The organism is Paraburkholderia sp. SUR17, assembly GCF_029536165.1.
GTDB classification, from domain to species: Bacteria; Pseudomonadota; Gammaproteobacteria; order Burkholderiales; family Burkholderiaceae; genus Paraburkholderia; species Paraburkholderia kururiensis.
The window spans coordinates 3,665,993-3,684,038 of the sequence record NZ_CP120508.1 but is presented as its reverse complement, the minus strand read 5'-3'; the positions used below and the strand labels follow the sequence as shown (position 1 = coordinate 3,684,038).

Here is an 18,046-nt window from a genome sequence, read left to right as displayed (position 1 = left end):
GGCGGTCTCACCGTACCCACCGACCCTAGAAGAGGAGCGCCCCATGTTTTCCCCAGCCCATTCAGGAGCCAATGCGTACGCACGCGTAGGCGTCGAAACTGGGGTGATGGGTGCCAGTCCGCATCGTCTGATCGCCATGTTGTACGAAGGCGCACGCAAGGCGATCGCGCAGGCTCGCATGCACCTTCAGCAAGGCAACGTCGCGGCGCGCGGCGAGGCGATCGGCAAGGCGATCAACATCGTGCAGAACGGCCTGCAGGTGTCGCTGAACCAGGAGGCGGGCGGCGAGATCGCGCAACGGCTCGATGCGCTTTATACGTACATCGGGCGGCGCCTCGTGGAAGCAAACCTAAAAGAGAGCGAAGCGATGCTGATCGAAGTGGACGGTCTTATCGCGACGCTCGAAGAAGCCTGGTTGGGCATAGCCCCGGAGATCGCGCGGATGGCGGGACAGCCATCCGCGGAAACGATGAGATGAATTCGAAAGCAGAATATTTCGCCCGTTACGAGGCGATTGCAGCGCTTTCCGGGCGGATGCTCACGGCGGCTCGCGAAGCGCTCTGGCACGATCTGATCGGACTGCAGGACGAGTACCGGCGTCTCGTGGAGGCGCTCAAGGAGGCCGAGCAGGGCGTGAAGCTGAGCGACGCCGAACGGATGCGCAAGTACGACCTGATTCGCCGGATTCTCGCCGACGACGCGGCCATTCGCGACCTCGCGAGCCCGCGCATGGCGCGGCTTTCGCGGCTTTTTTCCGGCGCGTCGCATCCGGCGCGCGTGTTGCAGGAGTTATACGGCGCCCCCTGAAGTTGCCACAGGCGGGCGCGGCGGACGTTTTCGGGGCAACCAACGAGTGACCAACGACTTAGGCCGGCAGGAACCGGCGCGAGGCCCGCGCCGCCGCGACGCCCGGTCTTGAACCGCTGGTTGCGGCACGGGCCGGCGGCGCGGGGCGACGCATCTTGGGGAGCGCATGAACGGAATCGAACCGGTAGCGGCTGCGCTCGCCGCGAGCCGCCTCGACAGCCTGCTCACGACCGGCCCGACAGGCGCCGCGGGTGCCACGCAAGCTGGCGCGTCGGCGCTTGCGGCCGGCACCGCTGCGCAGCCCGGCGCGGTTCCGGCGCCACCGCCGCCGCCTCCCGCATCGGCCCAGACCGCACTTTCCGCCGTGGCCCTTACGCTCGACGCCATCGTGCGCTCGGGCGGCGACGCCACGCCCGCCGTGATCGGCACCGCGCCCATCTGGCCTGCGGCGCCGGCACTCGACGTCCATACCATTCAGACCGCCCAGACCGCGGATAGCGCGGCGTGGTCCGCTTTTGTGGTGGGGTCGGCGGTTGCGGATCTGCTGGACGGGACGGGGGCGGGTGCTGCCGGCTCGGCCGTGTCTACTGCTTCTACTGCTGCCCAGGCGGGCGGCGCGGCTGCTGCGGGCACGGCGGGAACAACTGCGTCGGCCTCGGGCGCCAGCGCTCAGGCGACAGGCACGGCAAGCGCCATCGTCGCACCGGTTCAGGTGCCTGTTACCGCGCTGGCGGCTGCGCTTGCCCAGACCGTTTCCGAAAGCGGCCTCTTCTACGAAGCGCACCTTGCTCAATGGCTGGCCGGCATGCGCACGCCCGCGCAGCTCGCGGGCGAGCCGCAGAACCAGCTTGTCGCCGCGGCGGCCGCCATGCCGTCCGACTGGACGGGCGCCTCCGACGACCTCGACGCTCCGTGGACCGGCCCCGGTTCCGCCGTCGCGTTCGGGCAGCGCTTTGCCGCCTCCAGCGACGCGAACGCCGCTTCCGCCGGCGCTGGCCGGCCGTTCGGCGTGCCGCCTCAGGCGGCGGGCGCGGTCGGCCCGTTTCATGGCGAGCCCGGCGCCTACGCGGCGGCGTTCACGCCGCCCTCGGCGCAGACCTTGCGCGCGCTGCTGCACGGCGGCGCCTCGCAAACGCAGGCGTCAGCTTCGGCCGATTCCGCGCAAGCCAATGCCGCTGCCGTGCACCCGGCGACCGTCCCCGTGGTGCGACAGCAGCTCGATCTGCTCGCGACCGGCCAGTTTCGCTGGACCGGCGAGGCGTGGCCGGGCGTGCGGCTCGACTGGACCATCGAGGAAGAGGGCGGCGAGCGCTCGCGCGGCGCGGGCATGGAGGCGGGCGAGTTGCCGTGGCGTACGCGCGTCACGCTTTCGCTGCCCACGCTCGGCACCGTGGATGCCGAACTCACGCTGACGGGCGACGGGCTCGTCGCGCGCGTGCAGGCGAGCCCGGGTGGCGCGTCGCGGCTGGCGGCGCAAAGCGAGACGTTCCGGCGCGCGCTCGCGGCGGCGGGCATTGCGCTGCACGGGCTATCGATTCGGGAGATTGGCGGCAGCACGCTTGCCGAAGACGCTGAACCGCTGGCGGCGGGCTTGGGGCCGCAGCCGTTCCAGCCGGACCAGGCCCGCCAGCCGAGACCGGCCGCCGAAGCCGCGAGCGCCTATGCGCGAACCGCCGCCGATGCGCAGATCCAGATCCCCGGCGCTGTGCCCGCCGATGCCGCCGATTCAGCGGACGAAGCCGGCGCACGGGCAGACGCCGCACATCCCGCGTCACCGGTCACCGAAGGGCCGCTTCCCGTGGCCTCCCGCACGACCCACCTCGACTTCGACTGGGACATCTGATGAGCCGCACGCAACGCAAGAGCGCGGCTGCGCTGCTCTACGACGCCCAGAACGACGCCGCTGCGCCGCGCGTGGTGGCGAAGGGCTACGGGCTCGTTGCCGAGATGATCGTGCAGCGCGCGAAGGAAGCCGGGCTCTACGTGCACGAAGCGCCGGAGATGGTTTCGCTCCTGATGCAGGTGGACCTCGACGCGCGCATTCCGCCCAAGCTCTATCAGGCCGTGGCCGAACTGCTCGCATGGCTGCATCGGCTTGAAAGCGGGGTGGACGATCGTGCTGCGGCCGAGGCGGGAAGTGAGGCGAACGGGGCCGCAGCGGGCGGCGGTGCCGGCGGGCCGGGCGGCCCCGGTGCCGGGCCGTCTACGCCCTTGCTTGGCGGTCCGCCGCCCGGCGGGTTCCCGCGTTTGCCGGGCAGCTAGGGCGGCAAACCAGTTCTTCGCCTTGTCCCCTCCCGGCTTCCCCGCCGCGCCGTAGCGGTCTTTCGAGCGCTTTCCCGCCGTCGTCTGAGCCGACCTCTACGCTTTCCTAAAACCGCAGCATCGTCTTGATCAACTGGTCGAACACCTTGCCGTAAGGCGGCGCCACGAGGTTGCGCGTGTTGAGGCGCGCCTGCGTGAACACGGGCTTCATCTTCGAGAACGTCACGAAGCCGTCGTAGCCGTGGTACGCACCCATGCCACTCGCGCCCACGCCGCCGAAGGGCAGGCTCTCGCAGGCAAGGTGCATCAGCGTCTCGTTGACGGCCATGCCGCCCGCGATGGTTTCGCGCGTCACGCGCTCCACCGTGGCCGCGTCGTCGTCGTAGAGGTAGAGCGCGAGCGGCCGCGGCCGCGCGTTGATGTAGCGGATGGCGTCGTCGATGGTGTCGTAGGGCACCACGGGCAGGAGCGGCCCGAAGATTTCCTCCTGCATCAGCGCGACGTGGTCCGGCGCGCCCGTGACGGCGGTGGGCGCGAAGCGCCGGCTTGCGGCGTCGGACGGCGTGTCGGCCAGCGCGTGCAGTTGTGCGCCCGCGGCCTGCGCTTCGTCGGCGAGGCGTTGCAGCCTGGCGTAATGCCGCTCCGAGATGATCGTCGTGTAGTCGCGGTTGTGCGCGAAATCCGGGTACAGCTTCGCGATGCGGGCGCGGGCGCGCGCGATGAACGCGTCTTCGCGGTCGCGCGGCACGAGCACGTAGTCGGGCGCGACGCACGTTTGCCCTGCGTTCAGCGTCTTGCCGAGCAGCAGGCTGTCCACGGCGTAGTCGAGGCGCGCATGCGGCCCGATGACGGCGGGCGACTTGCCGCCCAGTTCCAGCGTGACCGGCGTGAGGTTCGCCGCGGCGGCGCGCATCACCTCGTGACCCACGCGCGTGGAGCCCGTGAAGAGCAGGTGATCGAACGGCATGCCCGTGAAGGCGGCGCCAATGTTCGCGTCGCCATTCACCACGGCCACGTGGTCGCGCGAGAAGGTCTTCGTGATGAGCGTCTCGAACAGTGCCGAGGTGCGCGGCGTGAACTCGGACATCTTGATCATGGCGCGATTGCCTGCGGCGAGCGCGCAGATGAGCGGGCCTGCCGCGAGCAGCACGGGATAGTTCCACGGCACCACGATGCCCACCACGCCGAGCGGCTGCGGCACCACCTTCACGCGCGCGGGCCGCAGCCAGCGGTTGGGGCTGCGCCGCTGCGGCTTCATCCAGCGATTGCCGTGCTTCAGCGCTTCGTCGATTTCGCTCTTCGCCAGCAGAAATTCGGCGAGCAGCACTTCCTGTTTCGCGCGATTGCCGAAGTCGGCGCTCATGGCCTCCGCCAGCGCGTCGCGGTTGTCGAGCAGCATGGCGCGCAACGCCTTGAGATGGCGTGCACGCTGCTCCCACGACGGATACGGCGCGCGCAGATACGCTTCGCGCTGCTCGCGCAGCAGGGCGTCGAGTGCGGCTAGGTCCGGCAAGTCGTTCTTCATGCTGTGCTCTCCCTGGTGGTGCTGGTGATGCCGCTCCTTTTGGCAGCGGCGATGCGCGGTCTGTGGTTTTGAGTCGCCGCGTTGTGTTCGGGTGTTGCGGTAGTTGGTTGGCGTTGGTTGGCGTTGGTTGGCGCTGGTTGGCCCGTTTGGCTCTTTCAAAGCGTGGACGAGGCTTCACGCCTCAGGCTGGAAACGCGCGCGCGACGAGCGCCGCGTGATCGAACGCGGCCGGCAGCGTGCCGTAGACGCGACCGCCTGTTGTCCCGCCCGATGCGCCGTTGCCTTCGCCGGCAAGGCGCGTCGCGATGAACGCATCGGCCACGTGCGCCGGCGCATGGCGCACGAGCAGCACGGCCTGCGCGATGAGCACGAGCTGCTGGGCGATGCGGCGCGCGCTGGCTTCGCGCGTGGCGGGGTCGCCCTGCAGCGTGGCAAGCAGGTTGACGAGCGCCGCGCCCAGCGCCGGGTGTCCCTGCGCGTCGTCGCGCCATGCGGCGAAGAGCGCCTGGGCTGCGTCGGCTTCGCGCTCCATGGCGCGCAGCACGTCGAGGCACATCACGTTGCCCGAGCCTTCCCAGATCGAGTTCACCGGCGCCTCGCGGTAGAAGCGCGCCATCGGACCTTCTTCGACGTAGCCGTTGCCGCCCCACACTTCCATCGCCTCGCCCGTGTATTCGAGCGCGCGCTTGCAGACCCAGAACTTCGCCGCGGGCGTCACGATGCGGCGCCACGCGCGCGCTTCGGGCGTGCTCGCGGCATCTTCGAAGGCACGCGCGAGGCGCATGAACAACACGGTGGCCGCTTCGGATTCGAGCGCGAGGTCGGCCAGCACGTTCTGCATCAGCGGCTGGTCGGCCAGGTGGCGGCCGAATGCGGTGCGGTGCCGCGCGTGGTGAATGGCCTGCACGAGCGCCGCGCGCATGAGCGCCGCGCTGCCTATCACGCAATCGAGCCGCGTGTAGTTCGCCATCTCGATGATGGTGGGTACGCCGCGCCCTTCGTCGCCCACCATGACGCCCCACGCGTTCAGGAATTCGACTTCGCTGCTCGCATTCGACCGGTTGCCGAGCTTGTTCTTGAGCCGCTGCACCTGAACGGCGTTCTTCGAGCCATCCGGCGCGAAGCGCGGCACGAAGAAGCACGAGAGCCCTTCGTGCTCACCCGTGCGCGCGAGCACCAGATGCGCGTCGCACTGCGGCGCGGAAAAGAACCACTTGTGGCCGACGAGCCGGTACTCGCCGCCGCGTCCGCCGCTGTCGAGTGCATGCGCTTCGGTGCGGTTCGTGCGCACGTCCGAGCCGCCCTGCTTTTCGGTCATGCCCATGCCGATCATCATCGAACGCTTCTGCGTGTAGGGCAGGTCGCGGGCGTCGTGATCGCGCGAATAGAGCGGCGCGCGCAGGGTTTCGAAAAGCGCGGGCTCGCGTTGCAGGACGGGGATGCTCGCGAAGGTCATGGTGAGCGGGCACAGCGAGCCGGATTCGAGCTGCGCGTGCAGAAAGTAGCCCGCGCAGCGCGCGGCCATGGCGCCGCGTTGAGGGTCCGAGAACGGCAGTGCGTGCAGACCCTCGCGACGCAGCAGCGCGAGCAGCGTGTGCCAGGACGGATGGAATTCGAGCGCGTCGATGCGTTCGCCGCGCGGGTTGTGCGTGGCGAGTTCGGGCGTGTGGCGGTTCGCGAGGTCGGCGAGGGCGAGCACGTCGGGCGTGCTCAGCGCGGCGCCATCGCGCGAGAGCGCCTCGGTGTGCCAGCCGGCGCCTTCGCGCTCCACGGCGGCTGCCAGCGCCGCGTCGCTCGTGAACAGGTTGTAGTCCGCCAGCGGCGGCACCTGGTTGGTCACGTCGTGCGTCTTGCCGAAGGCATGCGCGTCCATGTTGCTGTCTCCATGTGTCCGTCGGCTGGTGAGCTCGAATTCGTCAGCCGGCGCGAGCCGTGATCTAGACGGCGGTTGTCTGGTGTTTCGTTGCTTGCTTGGGGCGCCGGTGAGGCGTTCCGCGCACCGCCGGCTCGCCTCTGTTTGATTGTCTCGCGCGGTGGCGCGCGGCGCGTTGTTCATGCGATTCGCGTGCGTTTGAACACGTCGTTCAGCGGCCGCTGAAGTCTGCGCCGAGGCGCCGGGGCGCCCGCGCGCGGTGCTTCATCATAGGTGCGCCGACCGTCGCACGTTTAGAGGGATCGCTCTGGCACGAACGCGCCGTGCCACGGTAACGGTCCCTACAATGCGCAAAAAACACACGTAGACAAGTGTGCACGAGACACCGCCAGGCGACAAAACGCGGGCGAAAATCAGGAGGAGCACATGGAGTTCGACTACATCATCGCCGGGGCGGGTTCCGGCGGCTGCGCACTGGCGAGCCGCCTCGCGGATCTCTGTCCCGACGCCACCATCGCCCTCGTCGAGGCCGGCCCGCACACGGAGCACAACCTCTTCGTCAACATGCCGGTGGGCGTGGCGGCCGCGGTGCCGTTCCGCATGAAGACCAACTACGGCTATGAGACGGCGCCGCAGCCCGGACTCGCCGGGCGCCGCGGCTACCAGCCGCGTGGCCGGGGCTTCGGCGGATCGAGCGCGATCAACGCGATGATCTACACGCGCGGGCATCCTCTGGACTACGACGAATGGGCCCAACTGGGTTGCGAGGGCTGGTCGTGGGACGACGTGCTGCCGTACTTTCGCCGCGCCGAGGGCAACGAGCGCGGCGCGAACGCGTGGCATGGCGCCGATGGGCCGCTCACCGTGTCCGACCTGCGCTTTCGCAATCCGTTTTCGGAGCGCTTTTTGCAGGCTGCCGTCGAGGCGGGCTTCACGCCGAACGACGACTTCAACGGCCCCCTGCAGGAAGGCGTCGGCTTCTATCAGGTGACGCAGCGCGACGGTCGGCGTTGCAGCGTGGCGCGTGCCTACCTCTACGATCGTGCGCAGCCGAACCTCACCACCATCGCAGATGCCGCGGTGCTGCGCGTCACCTTCGACGGGCGCCGCGCAACCGGCATCGAAGTGGCGCGCGCCGGCCGCATCGAGCAGCTCACGGCGCGCGCCGAGGTCGTGCTCGCGGCGGGCGCGTTCAATTCGCCGCAACTGCTGATGTGCTCGGGTATCGGGCCGGGCGCCCAGCTTCAGGCGCTCGGGCTGCCCGTGCTCTACGACGCGCCGGAGGTGGGCCGCAATCTGATCGACCACATCGACTTCACGCTCAACAAGCGCGTGTGGTCCAGCGAGACGACGGGCTTCTCGCTGCGCGGTTTCGCGAAGATGGTGCCCGCGTTCTTCACCTTCATGCGCGAAGGGCGCGGCATGCTGACGAGCAACGTGGCCGAGGCGGGCGGCTTCATCAAGAGCCGGCCGGGGCTGGATCGCCCGGACCTGCAACTGCATTTCTGCACCGCCATCGTGGACGATCACAACCGGCACATGCACTGGGGGCACGGCTATTCGCTGCACGTCTGTGTGCTGCGTCCCGCGAGCCGCGGCACCGTGACGCTGGCGAGCCCGGATGCGCGCGTGGCGCCGGTGATCGATCCGCAGTTTCTCTCGGACCCGCGCGATCTCGATCTGCTCGTGGAAGGGGCGAAACTCGCGCGGCGCATCGTGGAGGCGCCGTCGCTCGCGAGTGCAGGCGGCAAGGAGCTTTACACGAAGCCGGGCCAGACCGACGCCGAGTTGCGCGAGACCATCGCGCGCCGGGCGGACACCATCTATCACCCGGTGGCCACGTGCCGGATGGGCGGCGACGCCCGCTCGGTCGTGGACCCGCAACTGCGTGTGCGCGGCGTGCAAGGGCTGCGCGTGGTGGACGCCTCCGTGATGCCGACGCTGATTGGCGGCAATACGAATGCGCCGACGGTCATGGTGGGCGAGCGCGCTGCCGAATTCATCGCGGCGGCCCGCCGCACGCAGCCCGCGACGGTGCTGGACGTGGCGGCTTGATCGGCGCACCAGGCTCGGGCGTTTGAGTCAGGCGCCGGAGTTACGCGCTGGAGCCGGACACCCGGGCCGGACACCCGGGCCGCTCCCCGAACCAGCGGCTCGATCAGCCCCCCGCGATGCTGCCCGTCGGGTCCAGTCCGTGAATCTGCATGAAGTCGCTGCCCGCCACGCCGGGCAGCGTTTCGCGCGCCACGTCGAGCCAGGCGCGCGCCGCATTCGATAGATAGCCGTTGCGCCGCCAGCCCACGGCCATGTCCCAGGGAATCTGCGGGTCGGTGACGGGCAGGCACGTGAAGCGCGTGGCGTCCAGCCGCCGGCAGTACGGCGCCGGCAGCAGCGCCACGCCCACGCCCGCCAGCACGAGCGCGGCCATGAAGTCCCAATGCCCGCTGCGTCCGACGATGGCCGGCGTGAAGCCCGCCTTGGCGCACGCGTTCAGCACGACGTCGTTGAGCGCGAGGCTCTCGCCGTAGAACACGAACGACTCGCCCGCCAGATCGGCCAGCGGCACCGCCTGCGCGTCGTCCCAGCGCGAGCCGCGGCGCGCCACGAGCCAGAGCAGTTCGCGGGTGAGCGGCAGCACGTCGAAGACTTCGGGGTTCACGGGTTGCAGCACGCCGCCCAGTTCCAGCTCACCGGCCATCAGCGCGGCCTCGATGGCGCGCGAGCCCTGTTCGAACAGTTTCAGTTCCACCTTCGGGTAACGCTGCCGGAATGCCGCGATGGCGGGCGTGAAGAGCGAGCCGCCCATCGGCGGAATGCCGATGGTGAGCTGGCCGCGCCCCAGCGTGCCCAGGTCCTTGAGTTCGGCCTGAAGCTGCGCGTGCGCGGCGAGCACGTCCTGGCCGCGCTGGTAGACGATGCGGCCGGCGTCGGTGAGCACCATCTGGCGGCCGTCGCGCAGGAGCAGCGGCGAGCCGATCTCGTCCTCCAGCGACTTCACCATTTTGCTGATGGTGGGCTGCGTCACGAACATGAGTTCCGCGGCGGCCGTGAAGCTTTGCTGGCGGACAACCTCGACGAAGTAGCGAAGGGCGCGCAGTTCCACGATGAGAGGCTCCGAAATTCCAGTTTGGAATGATTTGGATGATTCTAAGTCATTATATTTATGCTGCGTCGCAACCTATACTCGTTCGCATACGAAGTCACTAAGGGTTTGCCATGACTGCTCACCGTTTCTCCGCTGTTGTCTCCCCGGCGCGTTCGGCTGGCTTGATGCGCGTCGCGCGCATCGCCGTGCAGTCGGCCGCGCTGGCGGGCATGTGGTTCGCGGCAGATTTCACGGTGCGCGCGCTTGATCTGCCGGTGCCTGGCGGCGTGGTGGGCCTCGTCGTGCTACTCGCGCTGCTGTTCTCCGGCGGTATCGCGCCGCGCTGGGTGAAGGCGGGCGCGGACTGGCTGCTCGGCGACATGCTGCTGTTCTTCATTCCAGCCGCGGTGGCTGCCGTCCAGTACGGCGGGCTCTTTCGCGAGGACGGCTGGCGCCTCGCGCTCGTGGTGATGGCGGGCACGCTGATGGTGATGGTGGCAGTGGCCGTCGCAGTGGATCTGGCCGCGCGCTTCGAACGGCGCCTCGCGCTGCGGCGCGTGCTCACGGCGCGCGCCGTGGCCCGCGTCTGAGCGGGCGGGTCCGAATCGATATGGCGCGGTAAGCAAGGACCGACTCATGAGCACCCTTTCGGGCACGTTCTACGCCTCCCTTTTCGCGGACGACGCCTCGCGGCTCATCGCGGCGGGCTGCTTCGTGCTGACGGTGGTGCTCTATTTCGCTTCGAAGTGGCTCTACGCGCGCTTTCCGAAGCCGTGGCTCACGCCGCTCCTCACGGTGCCGGCCGTGCTTGCCGCCATCGTGCTGGTGCTGCACATTCCTTACCCCGTGTACTTTCAGGACACACGCTGGCTGATGTGGCTGCTGGGCCCCGCCACGGTGGCGTTCGCCGTGCCGATCTACGAGTACCGCGAACTGTTGAAGCGCCACTGGATTTCACTTGCGGTGGGCGTGACGGTGGGAATCGTCGTGGCGGTGGGCGGGTCGCTTACGCTCGCGAAGCTGCTGCATCTGTCGCCCGAACTGCAGCGCAGTCTGATGACGCGCTCGGTCTCTACGCCGTTTGCGCTCGCTGTGTCCGACAAGATTCACGCGCCGAAGGATCTGACCGCGCTCTTCGTGATCGCGACGGGCGTCTGCGGGATGCTGTTTGGCGAACTCGTGCTGGCGCTGGTGCCGCTCAGAACGCGCCTTGCGCGCGGCGCGCTGTTCGGCGCGGCCGCCCATGGTGTGGGTACGGCGAAGGCGCGCGAACTGGGCAGTGAGGAAGGCGTGGTGGCGAGCCTCACGATGATGATCGCGGGCGTGACGATGGTGCTGCTCGTGCCGCTGCTCGAACTGCTGCCCATCTGACCCTTCACATCCGCGTCTGGTACCGCTCCCAGCGCGCTTACGCCCACCGCTTACGTCCACCGCTTACCCCACCGTTTCTCGCTTTCGCGCCGTCAAACATTTGCTACAATCGCGCCTTGTCTCCGAGGAGCGCTGCGACGGGCCTGCCATCCCCCTGATGGTATTCACGGCCCGCCAGGCTCGGAGGCTTTCAATCCGGTCTTCCTTTCCATATGCAGCGCGTTTCGCGCGCGGGCAGGAAGCCGCATCGAACGGCGCTCACGTCATTAATTTCTAGTCTTTTTAGAAAGGAGGGCGTGATGAACGCCGCAGTTTTCGAATCGAACCCGTCCCAGGATTACCTCGTTGCCGACCTCTCGCTTGCCGCGTGGGGCCGCAAGGAACTCAACATTGCCGAGACCGAAATGCCCGGCCTCGTGCAGATTCGCGACGAGTACAAGGCGCAGCAGCCGCTGAAAGGCGCGCGCATTGCGGGCTCGCTGCACATGACCATCCAGACCGGCGTGCTGATCGAGACGCTCAAGGCACTGGGCGCCGACGTGCGCTGGGCCTCGTGCAACATCTTCTCGACCCAGGATCACGCCGCCGCAGCCATCGCCGAAGGCGGCACGCCGGTGTTCGCGTTCAAGGGCGAATCGCTCGACGAATACTGGGAGTTCACGCACCGCATCTTCGAATGGCCGAACGGCGAGTTCGCCAACATGATCCTGGATGACGGCGGCGATGCCACGCTGCTGCTGATCCTGGGCTCGAAGGCCGAGAAGGACCGTTCGGTCATCGCCACGCCCACCAACGAGGAAGAAGTCGCGCTGTACAAGGCGATTGCGCGGCACCTCGACGCCGATGCGACGTGGTACTCCACGCGCCTCGCGCAGATCAAGGGCGTGACCGAAGAGACCACGACCGGCGTGCACCGCCTGTACCAGATGGAGAAGGAAGGCCGTCTGCCGTTCCCGGCCATCAACGTCAACGACTCGGTCACCAAGTCGAAGTTCGACAACCTGTACGGCTGCCGCGAGTCGCTCGTGGACGGCATCAAGCGCGCAACGGACGTGATGATCGCCGGCAAGATCGCCGTGGTCGCGGGCTACGGCGACGTGGGCAAGGGCTGCGCGCAATCGCTGCGCGGACTCGGCGCCACGGTGTGGGTCACGGAAATCGATCCGATCTGCGCGCTGCAGGCCGCGATGGAAGGCTACCGCGTCGTGACGATGGAATACGCCGCCGACAAGGCCGACATCTTCGTCACCGCTACCGGCAACTACCACGTCATCAACCACGACCACATGAAGGCGATGCGCCACAACGCGATCGTCTGCAACATCGGTCACTTCGACTCGGAAATCGACGTTGCTTCCACGCGTCAGTACCAGTGGGAAAACATCAAGCCGCAGGTGGATCACATCATCTTCCCGGACGGCAAGCGCGTGATCCTGCTGGCTGAAGGCCGCCTCGTGAACCTGGGCTGTGCGACGGGCCACCCGTCGTTCGTGATGTCGAACTCGTTCACGAACCAGACGCTCGCGCAGATCGAACTGTTCACGCGCGGTGCGCAGTACGAGAACAAGGTCTACGTGCTGCCGAAGCATCTGGACGAGAAGGTGGCGCGCCTGCATCTGGCGCGTATCGGCGCGCACCTCACCGAGCTTTCCGACGACCAGGCGAAGTACATCGGCGTCGAGAAGACCGGTCCGTTCAAGCCGAACCACTACCGCTACTAAGTCCCGTGCGGCGTGTTCCGTGCGGCCCGCCTGCGCGCGGCCCGCACGGACGCGCGGCGAGCCTCCAACCGAGCCCTGATCGCGCGCCCATCGCCTCTCGAGCGCGATCACGATAACGATGCAACAAGGCAACAAGCGTAAGGAGCCTTCCATGACCGTGCTGCTGACCTGGCTGATCAACGCGCTCGCGCTGCTGATCATTACGTGGCTCGTGCCGTCGATTCATATCCGCAGCTTCGGCACGGCGCTGATCGTCGCGATCGTGCTGGGCCTCATCAACGCGCTGCTGCGTCCGGTGCTGATCCTGCTCACGCTGCCCGTCACCATCCTGACGCTCGGCCTCTTCATCCTCGTCGTGAATGCGCTGTGCTTCTGGCTCGCGGCGTCGCTGTTGAAGGGTTTCGAGGTCTCGGGGTTCTGGTCCGCGTTCTTCGGCTCGATTCTCTACAGCATCATTTCGTGGTTGCTCTCGGCGCTCGTTTTCGGCAATCGCAGCCTCGGCTGATGCCTGTTTTCCGCCATGAACCCGATCGAACTTTCATTTGAATTCTTCCCGCCGAAGACGCAGGAAGGCGTGGAAAAGCTGCGCGCCACGCGCGCGCAGCTTGCGCCGCTGAAGCCGAAATTCGTCTCCGTGACGTTCGGCGCGGGCGGCTCCACGCAGCAGGGCACGCTCGACACCGTGCTCGACATTGCGAAGGACGGCATTGAAGCCGCCCCGCACCTGTCGTGCATCGGCTCTTCGAAAGAGAGCCTGCGCGCCATTCTCAACCGCTACCGCGAAAGCGGCATCCGTCACATCGTGGCGCTGCGCGGCGACCTGCCTTCGGGCATGGGCGAAGTGGGCGAGCTGCGCTATGCCTCCGAGCTGGTGAGCTTCATCCGCAACGAAACCGGCGACTGGTTCCGCATCGAAGTGGCCGCGTATCCCGAATACCATCCGCAGTCGCGCTCGCCGCGCAAGGACATGGAAAACTTCGCTCACAAGGTGAAGGCCGGCGCGAATTCGGCGATCACGCAGTACTTCTACAACGCGGACGCCTATTTCCGTTTCGTGGACGACGTGCGCAAGCTTGGCGTAGACGTGCCCATCGTGCCCGGCATCATGCCCATCACGAACTTCTCGCAGCTCACGCGTTTTTCGGAAATGTGCGGCGCCGAGATTCCGCGCTGGGTGGCGCGGCGTCTGGAAAGCTTCGGCGACGACCGCGAAGCGATTCGCGCGTTTGGCCTCGACGTGGTGACGGACCTGTGCCGGCGCCTCGTGGATGCGGGCGTGCCCGGCCTGCATTTCTATACGCTCAACGCCGCGACCGCCAGCAAGGCGATCTGCGAGCGGCTGAGTCTGTAATCGCTTCATCGGGCACTCGCCGTGCGGCGGGTGCCCGTTCCTCGTCTGCCTGCGGCGGGCGCTTTTTGTTGTCCCTCGGCGCTTATCGTGCTTTCGCGGCACGGCCTGCCGCAGCCGGATTCCTCCGCGGCACTTTCCCGCATCGTTCCCCGCTGGCCGCGACACGCGGCAAAACGCCTTGTTGCAGCCCTGCCATGCGGATTTTCGTCTGCTTGTGACGGGCGGCGAAGGTCAGTAATATCGCGCTACGCTGGCTCCGGCCGGCTCCGATCCTGGAGGAAACATGAAGCAAAACAACCTGTTGCGCACGGCGCGGCTCACCATGCTGGCAACCGTCGCAGCGGCATCGATGGCAGGCGCCCAACTGGCGAACGCCGCCGATATTCCCAACAAGACCCTCGTCTACTGCTCAGAAGGCAGTCCCGCGGGCTTCGATCCGGCGCAGTACACCACGGGCGTCGACTTCACGGCGAACACCTTCACCGTCTACAACCGTCTCGTGGAATTCGAGCGCGGCGGCACGAAGGTCGAGCCGGGCCTCGCCGAAAAATGGGACGTCTCGCCGGACGGCAAGACCTACACGTTCCACCTGCGCAAGGGCGTGAAGTTCCAGACCACGTCGTTCTTCAAGCCGACGCGCGAATTCAACGCCGACGACGTTGTCTTCACCTTCGAGCGCATGCTCGATCCGAACCAGCCGTTCCACAAGGCCTACCCGGTGCAGTTCCCGTACTTCACCGACATGGGCCTCGACAAGCTGATCGCGAAGGTCGAGAAGGTTGACCCGTACACGGTGCGCTTCACGCTCAACGAGGTGAACGCGCCGTTCATCCAGAATCTGGCGATGGAATTCGCCTCGATCCTCTCGGCCGAATACGGCGACCAGCTGCTCAAGGCCGGCAAGGCCGCGGACATCAACCAGTATCCGGTGGGCACGGGTCCGTTTATCTTCCGCAGCTACACGAAGGACGCGACCATCCGCTTCGACGGCAACCCCGACTACTGGAAGCCGGGCGCGGTGAAGATCTCGAAGCTGATCTTCTCGATTACGCCGGACGCGAGCGTGCGCGTGCAGAAGCTCAAGCGCAACGAATGCCAGGTGATGAGCTATCCGCGCCCCGCCGACATCGCGCCGCTGAAGGCCGAGTCGGGCATCGCGATGCCGTCGCAGCCGGGCTTCAACCTGGGCTACCTCGCCTACAACGTCGAGCACAAGCCGCTCGACAAGGTGGAAGTGCGCGAGGCGCTGGACATGGCGATCAACAAGAAGGCGATCATCGATTCGGTCTACCAGGGCGCCGGCCAGGCGGCCACGAACCCGATGCCGCCGACGCAGTGGTCCTACGACAAGAACCTGAAGGCGGCGGCCTACGATCCCGAGAAGGCGAAGGCGCTGCTCGCGAAGGCCGGTTTGCCGAACGGCTTCGAGATCACGCTGTGGGCCATGCCCGTGCAGCGCCCGTACAACCCCAACGGCAAGCTGATGGCCGAGATGATCCAGTCCGACTGGGCGAAGGTCGGCGTGAAGGCGAAGATCGTCACGTATGAGTGGGGCGAGTACATCAAGCGCGCACACGCGGGCGAAGACGACAGCATGCTGATCGGCTGGACGGGCGACAACGGCGACCCGGACAACTGGCTCGGCACGCTGCTGGGCTGCTCCGCGGTGAACGGCAACAACTTCTCGAAGTGGTGCTACAAGCCGTTCGACGCACTCGTGCAGAAGGGCCGCGAAACGAGTAACCAGGGCGAGCGCACGAAGGCCTACATGCAGGCGCAGCAGATCTTCGCGCAGCAACTGCCGTTCTCGCCGATCGCTCACTCCACGGTCTACCAGCCAGTGAGCAAGAAGGTGACCGACATGCGCATCGAGCCGCTCGGCTACATGCGCTTCGACGGTGTCGGCGTGCAGTAAGGCGCAAGCACTACGCTTTTCGCACCGTTTGCATAGCAACTAGAAAACAGGTCGAAAAAGGTCCGGCGACGGGGGCATGAGCCCCTTGTCGCCGGTTGCGTTTTCATCTCCCCCAATCAAGGGAACGAACCATGTTCCGATTCGTCTTGCGCCGCATCGGGATGGTGATACCGACCTTCATCGGCATCACCATTCTGGCGTTTGCGCTCATCCACCTGATTCCGGGCGACCCTATCGAGGTGATGATGGGCGAGCGCGGCGTCGACCCGCAGATGCACGCCGAAGCGATGCATCGCCTGGGGCTCGACGAGCCGCTGCCCATGCAGTACCTCCATTACGTCCAGCACGCGTTGCAGGGCAACCTGGGCACGTCCGTGGTCACCAACACGAGCGTGATGAGCGAATTCCTCGCGCGCTTTCCGGCCACCGTCGAACTGTCCATCTGCGCGATGCTGTTCGCGCTCGTGGTGGGCCTGCCTGCCGGCGTGTTCGCGGCGCTCCGGCGCGGCACCGTGGTGGACCACGGCGTGATGGGCACGGCGTTGACCGGCTATTCGATGCCGATCTTCTGGTGGGGCCTCATTCTCATCATGGTGTTCTCGTCGAATCTGGGCTGGACGCCGGTGTCCGGCCGCATTGCCGTGGAGTTCGACATTCCGCACGTCACGGGCTTCATGCTGATCGACGCGCTGCTTTCCACCGACGAAGGCGCGTTCCGCTCCGCGGTGAGCCATCTGATCCTGCCGTCCATCGTGCTCGGCACCATTCCGCTCGCGGTGGTGGCGCGCATGACGCGCTCGTCCATGCTCGAGGTGCTGCGCGAGGACTACATCCGCACGGCGCGCGCCAAGGGTCTGTCGCCCGTGCGCGTGGTGGTGGTGCATGCGCTGCGCAATGCGCTCATTCCTGTCGTCACGGTGATTGGTCTGCAGGTGGGCACGCTGCTCGCGGGCGCGGTGCTGACCGAAACGCTCTTTTCGTGGCCCGGCGTGGGCAAGTGGCTGATCGATGCCATTTCCCGCCGCGACTATCCCGTCGTGCAGGGCGGCATTCTGCTCATCGCGACGCTCGTGATCGTGGTGAACCTCGTCGTCGATCTGCTGTACGGCGTGTTGAATCCGCGCATTCGCCACACGAGGTAACGCCGTGCAAGCAACCAACCGTATCCGGCGGGCGCCTGTGCAGGCGGCCCGCATCGTTCCGAGGGAGGCCTGACGCATGGCCGACATTCAAAACACCGTGCCCCAGGCGGTGACGCCGCCCAGCGGCCGCGCCATCGCCGCGCGCGAGTTCTGGGCCAACTTCTCGCGCAACCGCGGGGCCGTGGGCGCCGGCGCGATCGTGCTGCTGCTCGTGTTCGTCGCGATCTTCGCGCCGCTCATCGCGCCGCACAGTCCCATCGAGCAATACCGCGACTTCGTGAAGATTCCGCCCGCGTGGCTCGAAGGCGGCAACTGGAAGTTCGTGCTGGGCACCGACGAAGCGGGCCGCGACATCCTCTCCCGTCTCATGTACGGCGCGCGGCTGTCGTTCTGGATTGGCTGCGTTTCGGTCGTGCTCGCGCTGATTCCGGGCGTCGTGCTCGGGCTCGTGGCCGCGTTCTTCGAGAAGTGGGCCGACACGCCGATCATGCGGCTCATGGACATCCTGCTCGCGCTGCCTTCGCTGCTGCTCGCGGTGGCGGTGGTTGCGATCATCGGTCCGGGGCTTACGAACACGATGCTCGCCATCGCGATCGTCGCATTGCCCGGGTACGTGCGGTTGACGCGCGCCTCGGCACTCGGCGAATTGCAGAAGGAGTACGTCACCGCGTCGCGCGTGGCGGGCGCGGGCACGCTGCGGCTGATGTTCTCGCAGGTGCTGCCCAACTGCACGGCGCCGCTCATCGTGCAGGCCACGCTCGGTTTTTCGTCGGCCATTCTGGATGCCGCGGCGCTCGGCTTTCTTGGCCTCGGCGTGCAGCCGCCCGCGGCAGAGTGGGGCGCGATGCTCGCCTCGGCGCGCGACTACATCGACAGCGCCTGGTGGATCGTGACGATGCCGGGCCTGTCCATTCTGATTTCGGTGCTCGCCATCAATCTGCTCGGCGACGGGCTGCGCGACGCACTGGACCCCAAACTCAAACGGATGGCCTGA

16 protein-coding genes and 1 riboswitch are annotated in these 18,046 nt (G+C 67.1%); of the genes, 13 read left to right on the top strand and 3 right to left on the bottom strand.

The genetic code is table 11. The features are described from left to right. Positions 1-43 precede the first annotated feature (43 nt). The 4 genes from fliS to P2869_RS16475 all read left to right on the top strand — a co-directional run bounded on the left by fliS (position 44) and on the right by P2869_RS16475 (position 3,069). A complete protein-coding gene (gene fliS / locus P2869_RS16490) occupies positions 44-478 on the top strand; it encodes a flagellar export chaperone FliS (RefSeq protein ID WP_026120906.1) in 435 nt (144 codons plus the stop codon). Continuing rightward, positions 475-807, top strand: a complete 333-nt coding sequence (locus tag P2869_RS16485; RefSeq protein WP_017772108.1) for a flagellar protein FliT — start codon at positions 475-477, stop codon at positions 805-807. The genes fliS and P2869_RS16485 overlap by 4 nt, the downstream gene beginning before the upstream one ends. 166 nt (positions 808-973) lie before the next feature. Beyond that, positions 974-2,650 (top strand): flagellar hook-length control protein FliK, encoded by a 1,677-nt coding sequence (locus P2869_RS16480; protein ID WP_277597004.1) that lies wholly within the window; start codon positions 974-976, stop codon positions 2,648-2,650. Next, complete coding sequence (locus P2869_RS16475) at positions 2,650-3,069, top strand: EscU/YscU/HrcU family type III secretion system export apparatus switch protein (RefSeq protein ID WP_277597003.1); 420 nt, start codon at positions 2,650-2,652, stop codon at positions 3,067-3,069. Before P2869_RS16480 ends, P2869_RS16475 begins: the two co-directional genes overlap by 1 nt. A 106-nt stretch (positions 3,070-3,175) precedes the next feature. On the opposite strand, the gene P2869_RS16470 is transcribed toward P2869_RS16475, so the two are convergent. Then, the gene (locus P2869_RS16470) at positions 3,176-4,594 is read right to left on the bottom strand and encodes a coniferyl aldehyde dehydrogenase (protein WP_277597002.1); all 1,419 of its coding nucleotides are present in this window, start codon (positions 4,592-4,594) and stop codon (positions 3,176-3,178) included. Positions 4,595-4,775: 181 nt separating this feature from the next. After that, positions 4,776-6,467, bottom strand: coding sequence for an isovaleryl-CoA dehydrogenase (locus P2869_RS16465; RefSeq protein WP_277597001.1), 1,692 nt, complete (start codon positions 6,465-6,467; stop codon positions 4,776-4,778). A 426-nt stretch (positions 6,468-6,893) separates the two neighbouring features. Between P2869_RS16465 and P2869_RS16460 the strand changes: the two genes are divergently transcribed. Continuing rightward, entirely contained in the window at positions 6,894-8,522 is a 1,629-nt protein-coding gene (locus P2869_RS16460; protein ID WP_277597000.1) for a GMC family oxidoreductase N-terminal domain-containing protein, read from the top strand. Positions 8,523-8,625: 103 nt separating this feature from the next. Here the strand turns inward: P2869_RS16460 and P2869_RS16455 are convergent, their stop codons facing one another. After that, the gene (locus P2869_RS16455; protein ID WP_126878153.1) at positions 8,626-9,570 is read right to left on the bottom strand and encodes a LysR family transcriptional regulator; all 945 of its coding nucleotides are present in this window, start codon (positions 9,568-9,570) and stop codon (positions 8,626-8,628) included. Positions 9,571-9,683: 113 nt separating this feature from the next. On the opposite strand from P2869_RS16455, the gene P2869_RS16450 reads away from it, so the two are divergent. The 8 genes from P2869_RS16450 (at position 9,684) to P2869_RS16415 (ending at position 18,046) form a co-directional block, all read left to right on the top strand. After that, a complete protein-coding gene (locus tag P2869_RS16450) occupies positions 9,684-10,142 on the top strand; it encodes a CidA/LrgA family protein (RefSeq protein ID WP_026120904.1) in 459 nt (152 codons plus the stop codon). A gap of 46 nt (positions 10,143-10,188) precedes the next feature. Next, positions 10,189-10,923, top strand: coding sequence for an LrgB family protein (locus P2869_RS16445; RefSeq protein ID WP_017772100.1), 735 nt, complete (start codon positions 10,189-10,191; stop codon positions 10,921-10,923). A gap of 118 nt (positions 10,924-11,041) precedes the next feature. After that, positions 11,042-11,190, top strand: a riboswitch (S-adenosyl-L-homocysteine riboswitch). Positions 11,191-11,222: 32 nt separating this feature from the next. Then, positions 11,223-12,644 (top strand): adenosylhomocysteinase, encoded by a 1,422-nt coding sequence (ahcY, locus tag P2869_RS16440; protein ID WP_277596999.1) that lies wholly within the window; start codon positions 11,223-11,225, stop codon positions 12,642-12,644. A gap of 151 nt (positions 12,645-12,795) precedes the next feature. Then, positions 12,796-13,149: a phage holin family protein gene (locus P2869_RS16435; RefSeq protein WP_017772098.1), complete on the top strand. Its 354-nt coding sequence runs from the start codon at positions 12,796-12,798 to the stop codon at positions 13,147-13,149. Positions 13,150-13,164: 15 nt separating this feature from the next. Continuing rightward, the gene (gene metF, locus P2869_RS16430) at positions 13,165-13,995 is read left to right on the top strand and encodes a methylenetetrahydrofolate reductase [NAD(P)H] (protein WP_277596998.1); all 831 of its coding nucleotides are present in this window, start codon (positions 13,165-13,167) and stop codon (positions 13,993-13,995) included. 283 nt (positions 13,996-14,278) lie between these two features. Then, positions 14,279-15,910 (top strand): ABC transporter substrate-binding protein, encoded by a 1,632-nt coding sequence (locus P2869_RS16425; protein ID WP_277596997.1) that lies wholly within the window; start codon positions 14,279-14,281, stop codon positions 15,908-15,910. A 131-nt stretch (positions 15,911-16,041) separates the two neighbouring features. Further along, entirely contained in the window at positions 16,042-17,052 is a 1,011-nt protein-coding gene (locus P2869_RS16420) for an ABC transporter permease subunit (RefSeq protein WP_199544735.1), read from the top strand. A 76-nt stretch (positions 17,053-17,128) separates the two neighbouring features. Next, the gene (locus tag P2869_RS16415; RefSeq protein WP_277596996.1) at positions 17,129-18,046 is read left to right on the top strand and encodes an ABC transporter permease subunit; all 918 of its coding nucleotides are present in this window, start codon (positions 17,129-17,131) and stop codon (positions 18,044-18,046) included.

Coding starts and splice junctions, on each gene's coding strand:
- fliS (WP_026120906.1), top strand. CDS start 44: ATGTTTTCCCCAGCCCATTCAGGAGCCAATGCGTACGCACGCGTAGGC.
- P2869_RS16485 (WP_017772108.1), top strand. CDS start 475: ATGAATTCGAAAGCAGAATATTTCGCCCGTTACGAGGCGATTGCAGCG.
- P2869_RS16480 (WP_277597004.1), top strand. CDS start 974: ATGAACGGAATCGAACCGGTAGCGGCTGCGCTCGCCGCGAGCCGCCTC.
- P2869_RS16475 (WP_277597003.1), top strand. CDS start 2,650: ATGAGCCGCACGCAACGCAAGAGCGCGGCTGCGCTGCTCTACGACGCC.
- P2869_RS16470 (WP_277597002.1), bottom strand. CDS start 4,594: ATGAAGAACGACTTGCCGGACCTAGCCGCACTCGACGCCCTGCTGCGC.
- P2869_RS16465 (WP_277597001.1), bottom strand. CDS start 6,467: ATGGACGCGCATGCCTTCGGCAAGACGCACGACGTGACCAACCAGGTG.
- P2869_RS16460 (WP_277597000.1), top strand. CDS start 6,894: ATGGAGTTCGACTACATCATCGCCGGGGCGGGTTCCGGCGGCTGCGCA.
- P2869_RS16450 (WP_026120904.1), top strand. CDS start 9,684: ATGACTGCTCACCGTTTCTCCGCTGTTGTCTCCCCGGCGCGTTCGGCT.
- P2869_RS16445 (WP_017772100.1), top strand. CDS start 10,189: ATGAGCACCCTTTCGGGCACGTTCTACGCCTCCCTTTTCGCGGACGAC.
- ahcY (WP_277596999.1), top strand. CDS start 11,223: ATGAACGCCGCAGTTTTCGAATCGAACCCGTCCCAGGATTACCTCGTT.
- P2869_RS16435 (WP_017772098.1), top strand. CDS start 12,796: ATGACCGTGCTGCTGACCTGGCTGATCAACGCGCTCGCGCTGCTGATC.
- metF (WP_277596998.1), top strand. CDS start 13,165: ATGAACCCGATCGAACTTTCATTTGAATTCTTCCCGCCGAAGACGCAG.
- P2869_RS16425 (WP_277596997.1), top strand. CDS start 14,279: ATGAAGCAAAACAACCTGTTGCGCACGGCGCGGCTCACCATGCTGGCA.
- P2869_RS16420 (WP_199544735.1), top strand. CDS start 16,042: ATGTTCCGATTCGTCTTGCGCCGCATCGGGATGGTGATACCGACCTTC.
- P2869_RS16415 (WP_277596996.1), top strand. CDS start 17,129: ATGGCCGACATTCAAAACACCGTGCCCCAGGCGGTGACGCCGCCCAGC.